Origin of the sequence: Butyrivibrio sp. Su6, assembly GCF_900108105.1 — a bacterium.
GTDB lineage: Bacteria > Bacillota > Clostridia > Lachnospirales > Lachnospiraceae > Butyrivibrio.
Window position 1 is genome coordinate 127,386 of the sequence record NZ_FNUR01000005.1, and the last position, 14,748, is coordinate 142,133.

The window sequence follows — 14,748 nt, forward strand, 5'->3', positions numbered from 1 at the left end:
CCTTATTATTATGTTTTTTAACTGCTGCCTCTTCTTAGTCAGCTGTAAACATTGTTCCAACACCCTTGTTGGTAAATATTTCCAAAAGCAGGCAATGTGCTATTCTGCCGTCCAGGATATGAACGCTGTTAACGCCCTGTCTTATGGCATCTGTACAGTTATTGAGTTTTGGAAGCATCCCTCCGCCTATATTTCCACCGGCAATTAGGGCATCTGCCTCCGAACATGTAAGTCTTGACAGGAATGATGATGGATCGTTTATATCCTTATAAACGCCTTCAATATCAGTCAAAAATGCGAGTTTGTCCGCGCCAACAGCCTTTGCGATGGCACATGCCGCATCATCTGCATTGATGTTGTAGGTATCAAAATTGTCATCAAATCCAATAGGTGCAATGACAGGAAGGTACTCATTATCAATAAGATCAAACAAGACCTTCGGATCAACCTTATCAATCTCACCAACAAAGCCAATATCCTTGCCATCAGAATATTTCTTTTTTACATGCAAAAGACCTGAATCTTTTCCGCTTATTCCTATGGCCTTAACACCAAGCTCCTGAACCATTGTCACCAGCTGCTTATTGACCCTGCCAAGGACCATCTCGGCTATCTCCATAGTCTCTGCATCAGTCACTCTAAGTCCGTTTACGAACTGGGCTTCTTTTCCCACTTTTGAAACCCAGGAACTGATGGCCTTTCCACCGCCATGTACAATGATAGGTTTAAGTCCTACAAGCTTTAAAAGCGTAACATCTGTTATTACACTCTTTTGAAGTTCTTCGTTACTCATGGCACTCCCGCCATATTTTACAACGATGATCTTCTTATTGAACTTCTGAATATATGGAAGGGCCTCAACCAGTACTTCTGCCTTCTTTAATACGCTTTCCATATCCTTATCCATAGTAAATCCTCCTTATGACCTGTAGTCTGCATTGATCTTCACATAATCATATGTAAGATCGCATCCCCATGCTGTTGCAGACTCGTTACCTTCATGCATGTCCACAAGTACTGTTACGGCATCAGCCTTCATGATCTGAAGTGCCTTATCTTCATCAAAATCAAGTGGTGTTCCCATATGAAAAACTTCTATCTTTCCATTTGCACTCTCAAAAAACAGCTCCACATCGTTCTGATCAAAGATAGCGCCGGAATATCCCATGGCACAAAGAAATCTTCCGAAATTGGCGTCGCAGCCGTAGATAGCTGCTTTTGAAAGATTTGATCCAACAATTGCCCTTGAAAGAATTCTTGCGTCTTCTTTGCTTTTAGCATTTACAACTTTTGCTTCAAAAAGCTTTGTTGCTCCCTCGCCATCGGAAGCCATCTTCTTGGCAAGAAATGTGCAGACATAGGAAAGAGCTTCTTTAAACTTTTCATAGTTATCATTTTTCTCGCTAATACAGTCATTTCCTGCAAGACCGTTTGCCATACACAAGAGAGTATCGTTGGTTGAGGTATCACCATCAACTGTTATCATATTAAAAGAGTCTGCCACTACATCTTTTACCGCTTCCTGAAGCAGAGATTTCTCAATCTTAAGATCGGTAGATAAAAAAGCAAGCATGGTGCACATATTTGGATGGATCATTCCAGAGCCCTTACTCATGCCTCCAAGAGTGATCTCTTTTCCATCAATATCAAAGGTTACGGCAATCTCTTTGTTAACCGTATCAGTTGTCATAATGGCCTTTGAAGCTGCAGTTCCTGCTTCAATACTATCATCAAGGCTCTCGCTCATCTTAGATACCCCAAGTGTCATCTTATCTACAGGAAGCTGCATTCCAATTACACCGGTAGATGCGACGCCAACTGATAAATATTCAACTCCTAGGCTCTTTTCAACTGCCTTTGCCACTGCCTCGCATGCGTCAAATCCCTCTTTCCCTGTACATGCATTGGCAATTCCTGAATTGATCACAACTGCCTGCATAGTACTACCGGATTCAACTATTTTTTTATCCCACTGGACACATGCAGCCTTTACCACATTGGAAGTAAAGGTCCCTGCGCACACACAGGGCTCTGTGGAATATATAAGTGCCATATCAGTCCTGTCTTTATACTTGATACCTGCTTCGCAGCTCGCTGCCTTAAATCCTTTTGCTGCTGTAATACCACCTGTTATCTCTTTCATATATCTTCCCTCATTTATTAAATATAGTCAGATTACCTTCGTTTAATGCAAAATCGTAATAATTAAGATCAGTTCTTAATGTCCATCCCATTTTCTGCCAAAACTTATTGCCGACTGTATTTGTAACAAAGGCATTCAGGCAGACCTTATTGATCTTTTCCTTTTTTAACTGTTCACAGCAAAACTCCACCATCTTTTTGCCGATTCCATGCATTCTGTACTTTTCACTTACACATACATGATAAAGACAGGCTCTTCTTCCATCATGGCCGCATAAAATAGCACCGACTATTTTTCCATCCTCCACGTCAACTGCACTCGTGGTGGGATTTCTTTTTAAAAACATCTCTACACCTTCTTTAGTATCGTCAATTGAACGGATTCCAAAACCATGTATCGACATCCAGAGTGCGTATACTTCATCATAATCATCAATCGTCATTGTACGAACCATAGCTTCACCAGCTTTACTTTTTATTTATTATGGAAAGCAGGGAACAATTTCAAGTCCCATACTCTCTTTAAGACCAAAGGCAATATTCATATTCTGAACTGCCTGTCCTGCAGCACCTTTTACAAGGTTGTCGATGGCTCCCATCATGATTATTCTGCCGGTGCGCTCATCGATCTTGAATCCAATATCCACGAAATTACTGCATTCAACCCATCTTGTTTCAGGATAAACGCCTTCCTCAAGAAGTCTTATAAAATACTCATCCTTGTAATACTTTTCGTAGGCAGCTCTTATATCCAAAGCACTTGGAAGCTTTCCATCCTTCTTTATAAGAGATGCGTACTCTGTTGCAAGTATTCCTCTGTTCATAGGAACAAGGTGAGGTGTGAAGTTTAACACAAGCTCTTTTCCCGCAGCATATCCAAGCTGCTCTTCTATCTCAGGAGTATGTCTGTGAGTAGCAACTCCATATGGCTTGCAGCTCTCATTGACTTCACAGTAAAGATTTGCTACTTTAGCACCTCTTCCCGCTCCCGAAACACCACTTAAGGCATCAATTATCAGAGAGTCAGGATCAATCAGTCCTTCTTTAATAAGAGGGTATGCTGTAAGGATCGAACAGGTTGTATAGCATCCCGGATTTGCAATGATTCTTGCATTCTTTATCTTTTCCCGGTTTATTTCACACAGACCATATACAGCTTCATTTATATATTCAGGAGCCTTATGTTCTATCTTGTACCATTTCTCATATACAGATACATCTTTTAACCTGAAATCAGCTGAAAGATCTATTACCTTCACCTTATTTAATATTGTTTCATTGATCAGTGATGCACAAAGCCCCTGAGGAGTTGCTGTAAAAATAACATCTACCTCATCTGAAAGCTTATCCATGTTGTCATCCATGCATTTTGCATCTACCAATTTAAAAAGGTTTCCATATATACTACTGTACTTCTCATCTATGTAGCTTCTGGACCCATACCAAACAACTTCTGCTTCAGGATGTCCCTGCAGTAGTCTTACAATTTCTGCGCCGGCGTATCCGGTTGCACCAATGATTCCTACTTTTATCATCTTTTTTGAAACCTCCTATAAACTTTTTTCAGTATACGACCTATAAAAAAAATATGCAACAGGAAATGTAAATATTTATGCATGTTTTTAATTATTTTTAAATATTTATACATTTTTGGTTGCATTTTGTGCATAAAGGGTTTATATTATGATAAAACAAATTCGAGAAAACATTAAAGAAAGACGAGGAGAGAAAAATGGCAAAAGAAAAGGTTATTCTTGCATATTCAGGTGGTTTGGATACTACTGCTATCATACCCTGGCTTAAGGAAAACTTCGATTATGATGTTGTGTGCGTCTGCATAGATTGCGGTCAGGAAGAAGAACTTGACGGACTGAATGAAAGAGCATTAAGTTGCGGTGCAAGCAAGCTCTACATATTAGATGTTGTTGATGAATTTTGTGATGAGTACATAGTTCCATGTGTAATGGCTCACGCAGTTTATGAGAACAAGTACCTTCTTGGCACATCAATGGCTCGTCCTCTCATTGCTAAAAAGCTCGTTGAAGTAGCAAGAAAGGAAGGCGCTGTAGCTATCTGCCACGGAGCAACAGGTAAAGGAAATGATCAGATCCGTTTCGAACTTGGTATCAAGGCTCTTGCTCCTGATATAAAGATTATCGCAGCCTGGAGAAATGATAAGTGGACAATGGATTCACGTGAATCTGAGATTGAATACTGCAAGGCTCATGGCATCAATCTTCCATTCTCTGCAGATTCAAGCTACAGCCGTGACAGAAACCTCTGGCACATTTCACACGAAGGTCTTGAACTCGAAGATCCTTCTTTAGAGCCAAACTACAAGCATCTCTTAGTACTCGGCAAAACTCCTGAAGAGGCTCCTGACACACCAACAACTGTAACAATGACATTTGAAGCAGGCGTTCCAAAGTCTGTTAACGGAAAAGAAATGAAGGTTTCAGACATCATCCGCACACTCAACAAGCTTGGCGGAGAAAACGGTATCGGAATCGTTGATATTGTTGAGAACCGTGTAGTTGGAATGAAGTCCCGTGGCGTATATGAGACACCTGGCGGAACAATTCTTTACGAAGCACACCAGCAGCTTGAGGAGTTGATTTTAGACCGCGATACCTATACAATGAAGAAAGATATGGGCAACAAGTTTGCTGATATAGTATATGAAGGGAAATGGTTTACTCCTCTTCGTGAAGCAGAACAGGCATTTATCGAGTCCACACAGAAATATGTGACAGGCGAAGTTACATTTAAGCTTTACAAGGGCAACATCATTAAAGCCGGCACAACTTCTCCATACTCTCTCTACAACGAGAGCATCGCATCATTCAAGACAGGTGACCTTTACGATCACCATGATGCTGAAGGATTCATAAATCTGTTTGGCCTTTCTTCAAAGGTACGTGCTATGAAGATGCAGGAAGCCGAAAAGAACTGTTGTAAATGAATTCACTCACTTGTTTAATAGGTTACTTCATTTTAGTGAATATTATTGGGTTTGCCTTAATGGGAATAGACAAGCGAAGGGCGCGTAAAAACGCCTTTCGCATTCCTGAGGCAACCCTTTTTTCAGTTGCAATAATAGGTGGAAGTTTGGGGTCCATCCTAGGTATGCAGCTATTCAGGCACAAGACAGCGCACTTGTCTTTTAAGATTGGGATGCCGGTTATTCTTTTGCTTCAGATATTGGTTGGTGTATTATTATTTATAGCTCCGATCAGTATTGATTTCATTTAATTGTTTTTTGGGGAATGGGGAGGAAAAATGCATATAGCAGTATGTGACGACAACATTGCAGACAGAAAGCAGACTGAAAGACTTCTGGGAAGGCAATCAGACAGGTTTTTCAAGGATCTTGGGGAAAGGATCTATATCGACTCCTATGGCAACATTGACGCTTTTATGCAGCACCCGCAGATGTATCACGGTCTGTTTGTTGACATGGTAAATAGTGATGTAGATGGCTGTCAGGTGGCAAAAATGCTGCTTGCTGACGGCGTTACTAACCCAATCGTACTCTGCTCTTCTACTATTGACTATAGAAAAAGAATTGCAGATGAGGGAATAAATGAACCAAATATCTTTTTTCTGGACAAACCAATAAAAGTAGCTGATCTCACAGCTACAATGGATGAAATAAGAAGATGGATGGGGGATCCCATTCAGACTTTGGAGCTTAGAGGACAACACGGGACAATCTATGCCAAGGGTGACGATATAATATGCGTCATAAAAAAGGGTGCAGAGCTTTGCGTCCACCTTGCAGACGGACGAATTCAGGTCATTATGGATGATATTTATAACTTCTATGACCAGTGCGCAATTTTCCCGCAGATCTGCCCTGTTGCCGATACCACACTGATCAACATAAATCATATAGCCAAAACTGCTTTTATGAGGGTTACTATGGACAACCAGAGCACCTATCCTGTCACCCTGACCTATAGAAACTCCATTAAACAGGCCCGAGAAATATGTGATCGCATAGCAAAAGAAAAGTAACCTATAATCCGTTTGTTTACTGGCAGTTATGCACGTGGTATCATCATGATGTAGTAATCGATACTACATTTTGTATTATGTATATTTTTGGGGAGGATCTATGAGTTATAAAATTGTAGTAGACAGTTGTTGCGACCTGCCGGTTGAATATAGGAAAAACCCTAAGTTTGAGGTGGTTCCTCTTATTCTTGAGATAGACGGTAACGTTATTGTTGATGATGACACCTTTGACCAGGCAGATTACCTTGCCAAGGTTGCAGCATCTGAAAACTGTGCAAAGACAGCCTGCCCGTCACCTGAGCTTTATATGAACGCATATGATTGCGATGCAGATGATGTTTACGTTGTAACCCTTTCATCCAAGCTCAGCGGAAGCTACAACAGTGCGCTTTTAGGCAAAGATCTTTTTCACGAAGAAAAAGGTGACAAGAATATCCACATCATAGATTCCCTTTCTGCCTGCTGTGGAGAGGCAAATATAGCACTTAAAGCCATGGAGCTTGCTGAATCAGGTCTTTCATTTAACGAAGTTGTTATTGAAGTTGAAAAATACAGAGATGAGATGGCTACATACTTTGTTTTGGACTCGCTTGATACTCTTAGGAAAAATGGCCGCTTGACCGGAATGAAAGCTCTTGTTGCGACAACACTAAACATCAAACCCGTATGTATCGGCGCAAAGGGCGAGATAATGCAAAGGAGCCAGGGAATCGGCATCAGAAAGGCTCTTGTTAAAATGACAGAAATAGTTGCTTCAGAGATTGAAAATCCTGAAGAGAAGCGACTTATGATCACACACGTAAACTGCTACGAAAGAGCCTGCGTAGTCCGCGACCTTATCCTTAAAAAAGTTCCGTTTAAAGAGACTCTTATCGTTGACGCAGCAGGCGTTGCCACAGCATATGCAGGAGACGGCGGAATCGTAGTAACATGCTAAATCCAGCTATATAAACTGCATATACCAAAGGAAACAGTAATAAATGATAGCTATAAAGATACAACGTCAAAAAGATTTTATGGGCAAACTTCTTACAAGCGAAGTATTTGATGCTTTTCTTGTTAATGAAGCCACTATAGAAACCTTCAACACTTTCCATATCGATGGGAAAATCCATAAGGATTTCTATAGAGGAGATGCCCAGTCCGATGATATTCCTGTAAATGAATTTTCCTCCTGGAAGGAGCTTCGTCCCATTTGTCTTGATCTCATAAAAGGGAAAAGAACTCCTCTTGGATTTAAATTCATCTTCTATCTTGATAATTCTTCCAAAAAAGAACTGATAGTCACAACCGGCAGTGATATTCTTCCCGAGCAGGTAAGTCTTGGGCTTAATATCAAATACTCAAGTGGAGAAATGGTTCTTACTACCGGAACTGCCTTCAATATTTTTACTCTTGATAAAGAAATAGAAAAAGCCTGGGATACCTATATCCCAAGCTTTCTTGACAAAAACAATATTGAATACGAGCTCTTATAATTTACGTATTGTATTTTGTAAGGATTGTAATAAGTTCATCATATTTGGGCTTAATCTGGTTGTACTTCTCCTCGTAGCCTTCCATGGAACCTGCTCTTAAGATTTCAGTAAGCTCGCAAACAGGTGTAAGAAAACCCTTAAGCCCCAAATTGGCTCCCACACCCTTAAGTGTGTGAACAGCCTTAAAAGCCTCAGATACATTCTCTTCTGCAAGATATTTAGTCAGATCGCTCATGCTCTGGTCATTAAGGAACTTAAACATAAACTTGGCAATAAGGTCCTCATTGCCCATGAATCGGTCAAGTATTTCGTCCCAATCTACTCCCCATTCAATTAATTCTGCCTTGAAACCTGCGTCCATAGTTCTCCTTTTCACCGAAAAGAATTAACGTATTTAAATACACAAATCAACTATTTAGAATAATTGTACACCATTTAACACTGCCCTTCAATCGGGGACTTATCTATTTTATTATTATTTTAGACTGAGTTTAAAATTACTCTGCAGCAAGCTTCTCAGCCTGGTCTGCGGCAATCAGTGAATCGATGATTTCATCAAGGTCTCCGTCCATAATCTGATCAATTTTGTACAAAGTCAAATTAATGCGATGGTCTGTAACTCGTCCCTGATGGAAATTGTATGTTCTGATCTTATCAGAACGGTCTCCGCTTCCAACCTGAGATTTTCTAAGTGCCGCTTCACTGTTGTGCTTTTTTTGCTCTTCAAGCTCATAAAGCTTGGCTCTTAAGACCTTAAGGGCCTTAGCCTTATTCTGCTGCTGGCTCTTCTCATCCTGACAGGAAATAACTATACCTGTTGGAAGGTGGGTAAGTCTTACAGCAGAGTCAGTTGTATTAACGCACTGACCACCGTTACCTGATGCTCTGAACACATCAAATTTGCAATCATTCATGTCAATCTCAACTTCAACATCCTCAACTTCCGGCATAATTGCTACCGTGATAGCTGAAGTATGTATTCTTCCACCTGATTCTGTGGCAGGAATTCTCTGAACTCTGTGAACTCCACCCTCAAATTTAAGTCTTGAGTATGCCCCGGCACCCTTTATCATAAAGCTGACATCCTTGATACCGCCTATGCCTGTGTCCTCGACACTCATAGTCTCAACACGCCAGTTCTGCCTCTCAGCATACCTTGTATAGAGTCTGTACATATCTGCAGCAAAAAGAGCTGCCTCCTCTCCGCCTACACCTGCACGTATCTCAACAATAACGTTCTTTTCATCATTAGGGTCCTTAGGCAAAAGAAGTATCTTGAGCTGGTTCTCAAGCTCCGGTATCCTGTACTTGGCTTCTGAAAGCTCTTCACGAAGCATTTCCTTCATATCAGGATCCGACTCCTCATCTAAAAGCTGCAAACTATCATCAATTGTCTGTTTACACTTTTTGTACTCCTGATAGCACTCAACCAAAGCCTCAAGGCTCTTTTGCTCCTTCATCAGGTTTCTGAATTTATTCTGATCAGATACAACATAAGGATCATTAAGTTCCATTGTTATATCTTCATATCGCCTTAATATATCTTCTATCTTATCAAACATAGCTTCCTCTATTCCTATTTAGTCTCATGGTCAAAAGAACTGCTCAGCTAATAAAAGCATGCTCTTACCACTCTGTCATTACCTGAATAGTCCTTAATTACCTCTATGTCGTGATATCTATTATCCTGCTCTAAAAGCTCTTTTACAGCCTGTCCCTGATCATATCCTATTTCCATGATAAGATATCCGTTAGAATAAAGATACTCCGGAACCTCATTAACAATTCTCCTGTAAAAAGACAATCCGTCCTCATCTCCATCAAGGGCAAGCCTGGGCTCAAAATCCTTAACTTCAGGCGCAAGAGTCTCAATTACACTGCTTGCTATATAGGGAGGATTGGACACTATAAGGTCATATTTACTTCCATCTTTTTTTGGAAAAAGATCTGCATGAACGAATTCTGCTCTTTCCTTAAGGCCTAAATTCTCACTATTTAAAGTAGCAACCTCTAAAGCCTTATCTGAAATATCTGTACAGACCGCTTTAGTATCATTTGTAAAGTTAAGAATACTTAAAGCTATACAGCCGGAGCCTGTGCACAGATCAAGAATCCTCATACCATCCTCGCAGAACCTCAAAGCTTCCTCCACAAGAGTTTCTGTATCCTGCTCAGGAATAAGGACATTTTCATTGACCTTAAAATTCAGCCCCATAAAGTCCTGGTTACCAAGAATATAGGCTACCGGTTCACGATTTGCTCTTCTTGCTATAAGAGCCTTGTAACCTTTCTCCTCTTCCTCAGTAATTTCCTTATCAGGATGGGCGTACAAAGTGCTGTGATTAGTATTACATATATATTCCAAAAGGAGCCGTGCATCCAGACCTGCGTCTGGAATTCCGACTCTGGAAAGTTCATTTATTCCGTTTTCATAAGCCTCTTTATAATTCATAAAGTATCACCAAATAAGAATATCAGTTAGCGGACTCAAGCTCCTCAGTTTCCTCTTCATCATTGAGCCAGCTGTCATCTATCTCATAACCAAAAGAATCCTTAAGATAAGCCTTCCAATCAAATACTGCCTCAACAGACTTTATCGCCACTTCGATCATGCTATCGTCAGGCTCCTTGGTTGTCAGTCTCTGAAGCCAAAGCCCCGGAGCAGAGATCATTCTTACAAGGAAGAAATTATATCTTCCTGCCAGTCTTATAAGCTCATAGGATATTCCTGAAATAACAGGAATAAGAAGGATCCTTACCACGATTCGCCATAAATATGAATCAACCCTGATAAAGAAAAACAGGATAATACTTACAAGCATTACAAATAGTATAAAGCTACTGCCGCATCTTCTGTGAAGTCTTGAGCTCTTTCTTACATTTTTAACAGTAAGAGGTCTGCCCTTTTCAATGCAATTGATGCACTTATGCTCAGCGCCATGATACATGAATAAGCGCTTGATATCTTTCATCTGCGAGATCAAAAGAATATACAGGATAAAGATAAGGATCCTGAGTACACCCTCTATAATAGCGACGAGAGATGTATTTCTGATGTACTTACTGATAACTTCCGAAAGTGCATAGGGAAGGATCATGAAAAGACCTATGGCAAAAATGAAAGATATAGCCGTTGTAAGGATCATAAGAAATGTATCCTCATGACCTCCCGAAACCTGATCAATGCCCTCATCAAGCTTTGATGGTTTTTCTTTTTCCTCTTCATAAAATGTAGAAGAATAATTCAAAGATTTAAGGCCCAAAATAAGAGAGTCAATAAAAACAAACACACCTCTGACAAATGGGATGTTTAAGAGCTTACTGCCATATGCAATGCCATGAAACTCATCCACCTCAACAGCTATATCACCATCGGGCTTTCTGACCGCAACAGCATACATATCTTTATTTCTCATCATTACACCTTCAAGAACAGCCTGTCCGCCTATACCTGAATAGTGTTTAACTTTTCTTTTCTTCATACTCACCTCGCGCTTAAGTGATAATGCTTATTACGGAAAAAAGAGGCTGAGGCCAAAAGCCTCAACCTCTTAACTCTACACTTTTATGAATTACTGATTGTTCATGCCGTATTTCTTGTTGAACTTATCAATACGTCCACGAGCAGTTGTAGCCTTCTGCTGACCAGTATAGAATGGATGGCACTTTGAGCAGATTTCTACGTGAATCTCACTCTTTGTTGATCCAACTGTAAATGTGTTACCGCAGTTGCAAGTAACAGTTGCCTGATGGAATTCTGGCTGAATGTCCTGTCTCATCTCTTCTCACCTCTCTATATACAAAAAATCTTCATAATTAACTATAGTTACCGCTGCTTGCACAGCTATATCAATATAACATAATAAAGTTACTTTCGCAAGTATTTTTTTAATTTCTTTCTAATGCGCTGCATTGCGTTGTCTGTAGACTTAAGATCCCTGCCAAGCACAGCAGAAATCTGCCTTATACTCATTCCGGTTATGTACAGATCAAGTATCTGTCGCTCAAGATTACTTAACTCTTTATCGATAGCATCTTCAAGGGCTTTGATATTTTCCTGCTCTATTATGAGCTGCTCCGGAATTGAACTTGAATCAGACTCCAGAATACTTTCTATAGCCGTCGCACTATTTTCATCATCTTCCCTGGTGGTATAGATGGAAATATAGGAATTAAGCGGTGCATGCTTTTTTCTGGCAGAGGATGCGATTGCAGAGTACATCTGTCTCGAAATGCAAAGATCGGCAAAGGTCATAAAACTGGCATCTCTTCCAATATCATAGTCCCTGATTGCCTTAAAAAGGCCTATCATGCCCTCCTGGATAAGATCATCCCTGTCAGCGCCGAGAATATACATGGACCCGGCTTTTTTCCTGACAAGATTCTTATATTTGTTCATGACATAGTCTATGGCATCAGATTCGTTGTCATCATGAATTTTCAGTACTAACTGCTCATCAGTGTAGTCTTTATAATTCTTCATTTATTTAAGTCTCTGTCTCACTATCTCAAAAGCAAGTACTCCGGTTGCAACTGAAGCATTAAGAGAATCAATATCGCCCTTCATAGGAATTGAAGCGATCATATCGCATTTTTCCCTGACAAGCCTTGATACGCCGCTGCCCTCATTACCTATCACAAGTCCGATTGGTCCCTTAAGATTAAGGTCATACATGGTCGTACCGCCCATATCTGCACAAACGAACCAAAGCCCCTTGTCCTTAAGTTCTTCGATGGTCTGGGCTATATTTGTAACCTTTGCAACAGGTGTGTAATTGATAGCACCCGCCGAAGCCTTTGCAACAGTTGCTGTAAGTGATGCTGCTCTGTGCTTTGGTATTATAACTCCATGCGCTCCGGAAAGGTTAGCTGTTCTTATAATAGCGCCAAGATTGTGTGGATCCTCAATATTGTCCAAAATGATGATAAAAGGATCTTCACCCTTCTTTTTTGCTGCATCTAAAATGTCATCGACTTCAGCATACTCATAGGCTGCCGCATAAGCGATCACACCCTGATGTTTGCCTGTTTCTGACAACTGATCCAGTCTTTCTTTTTTGACAAAAGAAATAACTGTATCCTTGTGTTTTTTTGCTTCGCGCAAAATGCTCTGAACCGGACCATCCTTGCATCCGTCAAGTACAAACAGTCTGTCTATTACTTTACCGGATCTAAAAGCCTCAAGAACGGCATTTCGGCCCTCAACGATTCTGCTTTCTAAATTTTCTTCCATATTTTTCCTCTTTATTTCAAGATATCAAGATCAGCTTTTTCAATCGCCAATCTAACTATTTCGCAGGCTCTGTCCATATCTCCTTTGAGATAAAGAAATCCCATTACTGCTTCAAAGCCCGTGGCATCAAGGTACTCTATAGTTGACGCATTTTTAGCCTTGGTATGTGGTTTTGAGTTGCGTCCTCTTCTATAGATCTCTTTTTCCTCTTCTGTAAGGTCATCCATTATAGTCCTTATGATAAGTGACTGAGTTCCGGCCTTAACAATGGAGCTTGCTCTGGAATGAAGCTTATTTACAGCTGTATTGCCTTGATTGACAAGTATAGAGCGCACTATTACATCAAAAATAGCATCCCCTATATAGGCCAGTGTCAAAGGAGAAAAAGTTCTTATATCCTGCCCTTTTATTCCAAATTGTTCATTAAAATAATCATTTAACGAAGCTGCCATTTAACACCTTCCCTGGTATCCTTGATCTCAACACCCTTTTCAAGCAGTTCATTTCTGATAGCATCTGCAAGTTCAAAATTCTTTTCTTTTTTGGCCTGGCTGCGGCGCTCGATTGCATCAAGAACATATGCCTCAAGCTCAGGATCAACGCTTGCAGCTGATTCCTTCATGTTTTTAGCATGACCAATAAGATCAAGAGAAAGAACTTTATCAAAGTTCTTCACGATTGCAAGCTTTGTAGCATCATTAGTGTCAGCTTTCAATGCATCATAAAGAACTGTTATAGCCATTGAAGTATTAAGGTCTCCACAGATAGCATCTGCAAAGTTGTCCTCAAACTTCTTAAGTACGCTTTCGTCAACTGCTCCCTCTTCCTTAAGCTCAGCAACTCTCTTAACCAGCTTGTCAAAAGCAACAGCTGTGCTGTCAAGTACCTCAAAAGAGAACTCTAAAGGCTTACGGTAATGTGACTGGAGGCAGAAGAATCTGTAAACCAGAGGATCATATCCTTTTTCTTTTAATACAGAAACAGTAAGAACTGCGCCTTTTGACTTACTCATCTTACCTGCTCTGTCATTTAAGTGATTGCTATGGAACCAGTATTTGCACCACTCATGGCCAAGATAGCTCTCTGACTGGGCAATTTCGTTTGTATGGTGTGGGAAGATATTATCCACGCCGCCGCAGTGAATATCAATATATTCTCCAAGGTGTTTCATTGAAATGCATGAGCACTCGATATGCCATCCCGGGTATCCAACTCCCCATGGGCTCTCCCATTTAAGAGCCTGGTCTTCAAACTTTGATTTTGTAAACCAGAGCACAAAGTCTGTCTTGTTCTTCTTGTTGACATCCTCTTCTACATCATCACGAACACCGACCTGAAGCTGCTCTTTCTCAATATCTGAAGAAAATACATAATAATCATCTAACTTGCTGGTATCAAAATATACGTTTCCACCTGCTACATATGCAAAGCCCTTTTCAAGTAGAACTTCAACCATATGAATAAACTCAGGAATGCAGTTTGTTGCAGGTTCCACAACATCCGGACGCTTATTTCCAACAGCGTCAAAATCTTTAAAGAAAGCATCTGTATAATATTTTGCAATTTCCATTACTGTCTTGTGCTCTCTTTTTGCTCCTGCAAGCATCTTGTCTTCACCTGTATCAGCATCTGAAGAAAGGTGTCCTACATCTGTGATATTCATGACTCTTTTTACATCATATCCCGCATATTCGAGGGCCTTTATGAGCACGTCCTGCATGATATATGTTCTGATATTACCGATATGAGCGTAATGATATACAGTAGGTCCGCAGGTATACATTGATACCTTGCCTTCCTCTCTTGGTATAAAATCTTCAACTTTTCTTGATAAAGTATTATAAAAAGTAAATGAATGTGCCATCTTTTCTCTCCAAT

General features: G+C 40.3%; 18 protein-coding genes. 5 read left to right on the top strand and 13 right to left on the bottom strand.

Annotated features, from left to right (window positions below):
• Window positions 1–34: 34 nt before the first annotated feature.
• From argB to argC, 4 genes are read right to left on the bottom strand one after another with little or no spacing between them, the layout of a single operon-like run.
• Entirely contained in the window at window positions 35–907 is an 873-nt protein-coding gene (gene argB / locus C4S54_RS07670; RefSeq protein ID WP_103869003.1) for an acetylglutamate kinase, read from the bottom strand.
• 12 nt (window positions 908–919) lie between these two features.
• A complete protein-coding gene (gene argJ / locus C4S54_RS07675; RefSeq protein WP_103869004.1) occupies window positions 920–2,143 on the bottom strand; it encodes a bifunctional ornithine acetyltransferase/N-acetylglutamate synthase in 1,224 nt (407 codons plus the stop codon).
• A gap of 10 nt (window positions 2,144–2,153) precedes the next feature.
• Window positions 2,154–2,597 (bottom strand): GNAT family N-acetyltransferase, encoded by a 444-nt coding sequence (locus C4S54_RS07680; protein ID WP_022774066.1) that lies wholly within the window; start codon window positions 2,595–2,597, stop codon window positions 2,154–2,156.
• 27 nt (window positions 2,598–2,624) lie between these two features.
• A complete protein-coding gene (argC, locus tag C4S54_RS07685; protein ID WP_103869005.1) occupies window positions 2,625–3,677 on the bottom strand; it encodes an N-acetyl-gamma-glutamyl-phosphate reductase in 1,053 nt (350 codons plus the stop codon).
• Between the two features lie 197 nt (window positions 3,678–3,874).
• On the opposite strand from argC, the gene C4S54_RS07690 reads away from it, so the two are divergent.
• The 5 genes from C4S54_RS07690 (at window position 3,875) to C4S54_RS07710 (ending at window position 7,637) form a co-directional block, all read left to right on the top strand.
• Window positions 3,875–5,104: an argininosuccinate synthase gene (locus C4S54_RS07690; protein WP_103869006.1), complete on the top strand. Its 1,230-nt coding sequence runs from the start codon at window positions 3,875–3,877 to the stop codon at window positions 5,102–5,104.
• A complete protein-coding gene (locus C4S54_RS07695; RefSeq protein ID WP_103869007.1) occupies window positions 5,101–5,394 on the top strand; it encodes a DUF1294 domain-containing protein in 294 nt (97 codons plus the stop codon). The genes C4S54_RS07690 and C4S54_RS07695 overlap by 4 nt, the downstream gene beginning before the upstream one ends.
• 27 nt (window positions 5,395–5,421) lie before the next feature.
• Entirely contained in the window at window positions 5,422–6,159 is a 738-nt protein-coding gene (locus tag C4S54_RS07700) for a response regulator (protein WP_103869008.1), read from the top strand.
• A 100-nt stretch (window positions 6,160–6,259) separates the two neighbouring features.
• Window positions 6,260–7,096, top strand: a complete 837-nt coding sequence (locus C4S54_RS07705; RefSeq protein ID WP_103869009.1) for a DegV family protein — start codon at window positions 6,260–6,262, stop codon at window positions 7,094–7,096.
• Between the two features lie 43 nt (window positions 7,097–7,139).
• On the top strand, window positions 7,140–7,637 hold the full coding sequence (locus tag C4S54_RS07710) for a DUF5721 family protein (RefSeq protein WP_103869010.1): 498 nt from the start codon (window positions 7,140–7,142) through the stop codon (window positions 7,635–7,637).
• Window position 7,638: 1 nt separating this feature from the next.
• Here C4S54_RS07710 and C4S54_RS07715 read toward each other — a convergent pair whose 3' ends face one another.
• From C4S54_RS07715 to cysS, 9 genes are all read right to left on the bottom strand, one after another.
• Window positions 7,639–7,998, bottom strand: coding sequence for an Hpt domain-containing protein (locus C4S54_RS07715; protein ID WP_103869011.1), 360 nt, complete (start codon window positions 7,996–7,998; stop codon window positions 7,639–7,641).
• A gap of 136 nt (window positions 7,999–8,134) precedes the next feature.
• Window positions 8,135–9,199 (bottom strand): peptide chain release factor 1, encoded by a 1,065-nt coding sequence (gene prfA, locus C4S54_RS07720; RefSeq protein WP_103869012.1) that lies wholly within the window; start codon window positions 9,197–9,199, stop codon window positions 8,135–8,137.
• Window positions 9,200–9,246: 47 nt separating this feature from the next.
• Entirely contained in the window at window positions 9,247–10,089 is an 843-nt protein-coding gene (gene prmC, locus C4S54_RS07725) for a peptide chain release factor N(5)-glutamine methyltransferase (protein WP_103869013.1), read from the bottom strand.
• A gap of 22 nt (window positions 10,090–10,111) precedes the next feature.
• The gene (locus C4S54_RS07730) at window positions 10,112–11,119 is read right to left on the bottom strand and encodes a DUF1385 domain-containing protein (protein ID WP_103869014.1); all 1,008 of its coding nucleotides are present in this window, start codon (window positions 11,117–11,119) and stop codon (window positions 10,112–10,114) included.
• Window positions 11,120–11,209: 90 nt separating this feature from the next.
• Window positions 11,210–11,416: a 50S ribosomal protein L31 gene (gene rpmE, locus C4S54_RS07735; protein ID WP_022774079.1), complete on the bottom strand. Its 207-nt coding sequence runs from the start codon at window positions 11,414–11,416 to the stop codon at window positions 11,210–11,212.
• Window positions 11,417–11,505: 89 nt separating this feature from the next.
• Window positions 11,506–12,120: an RNA polymerase sporulation sigma factor SigH gene (sigH, locus tag C4S54_RS07740; protein WP_103869015.1), complete on the bottom strand. Its 615-nt coding sequence runs from the start codon at window positions 12,118–12,120 to the stop codon at window positions 11,506–11,508.
• Window positions 12,121–12,870 carry a 23S rRNA (guanosine(2251)-2'-O)-methyltransferase RlmB gene (gene rlmB / locus C4S54_RS07745; protein WP_022774081.1) on the bottom strand — a complete coding sequence of 250 codons (750 nt, stop codon included), beginning with the start codon at window positions 12,868–12,870 and terminating at the stop codon, window positions 12,121–12,123.
• Between the two features lie 11 nt (window positions 12,871–12,881).
• Window positions 12,882–13,322, bottom strand: coding sequence for a Mini-ribonuclease 3 (locus C4S54_RS07750; protein WP_103869016.1), 441 nt, complete (start codon window positions 13,320–13,322; stop codon window positions 12,882–12,884).
• Window positions 13,307–14,734 carry a cysteine--tRNA ligase gene (gene cysS / locus C4S54_RS07755; RefSeq protein WP_103869017.1) on the bottom strand — a complete coding sequence of 476 codons (1,428 nt, stop codon included), beginning with the start codon at window positions 14,732–14,734 and terminating at the stop codon, window positions 13,307–13,309. The genes C4S54_RS07750 and cysS overlap by 16 nt, the downstream gene beginning before the upstream one ends.
• Between the last annotated feature and the right edge of the window lie 14 nt (window positions 14,735–14,748).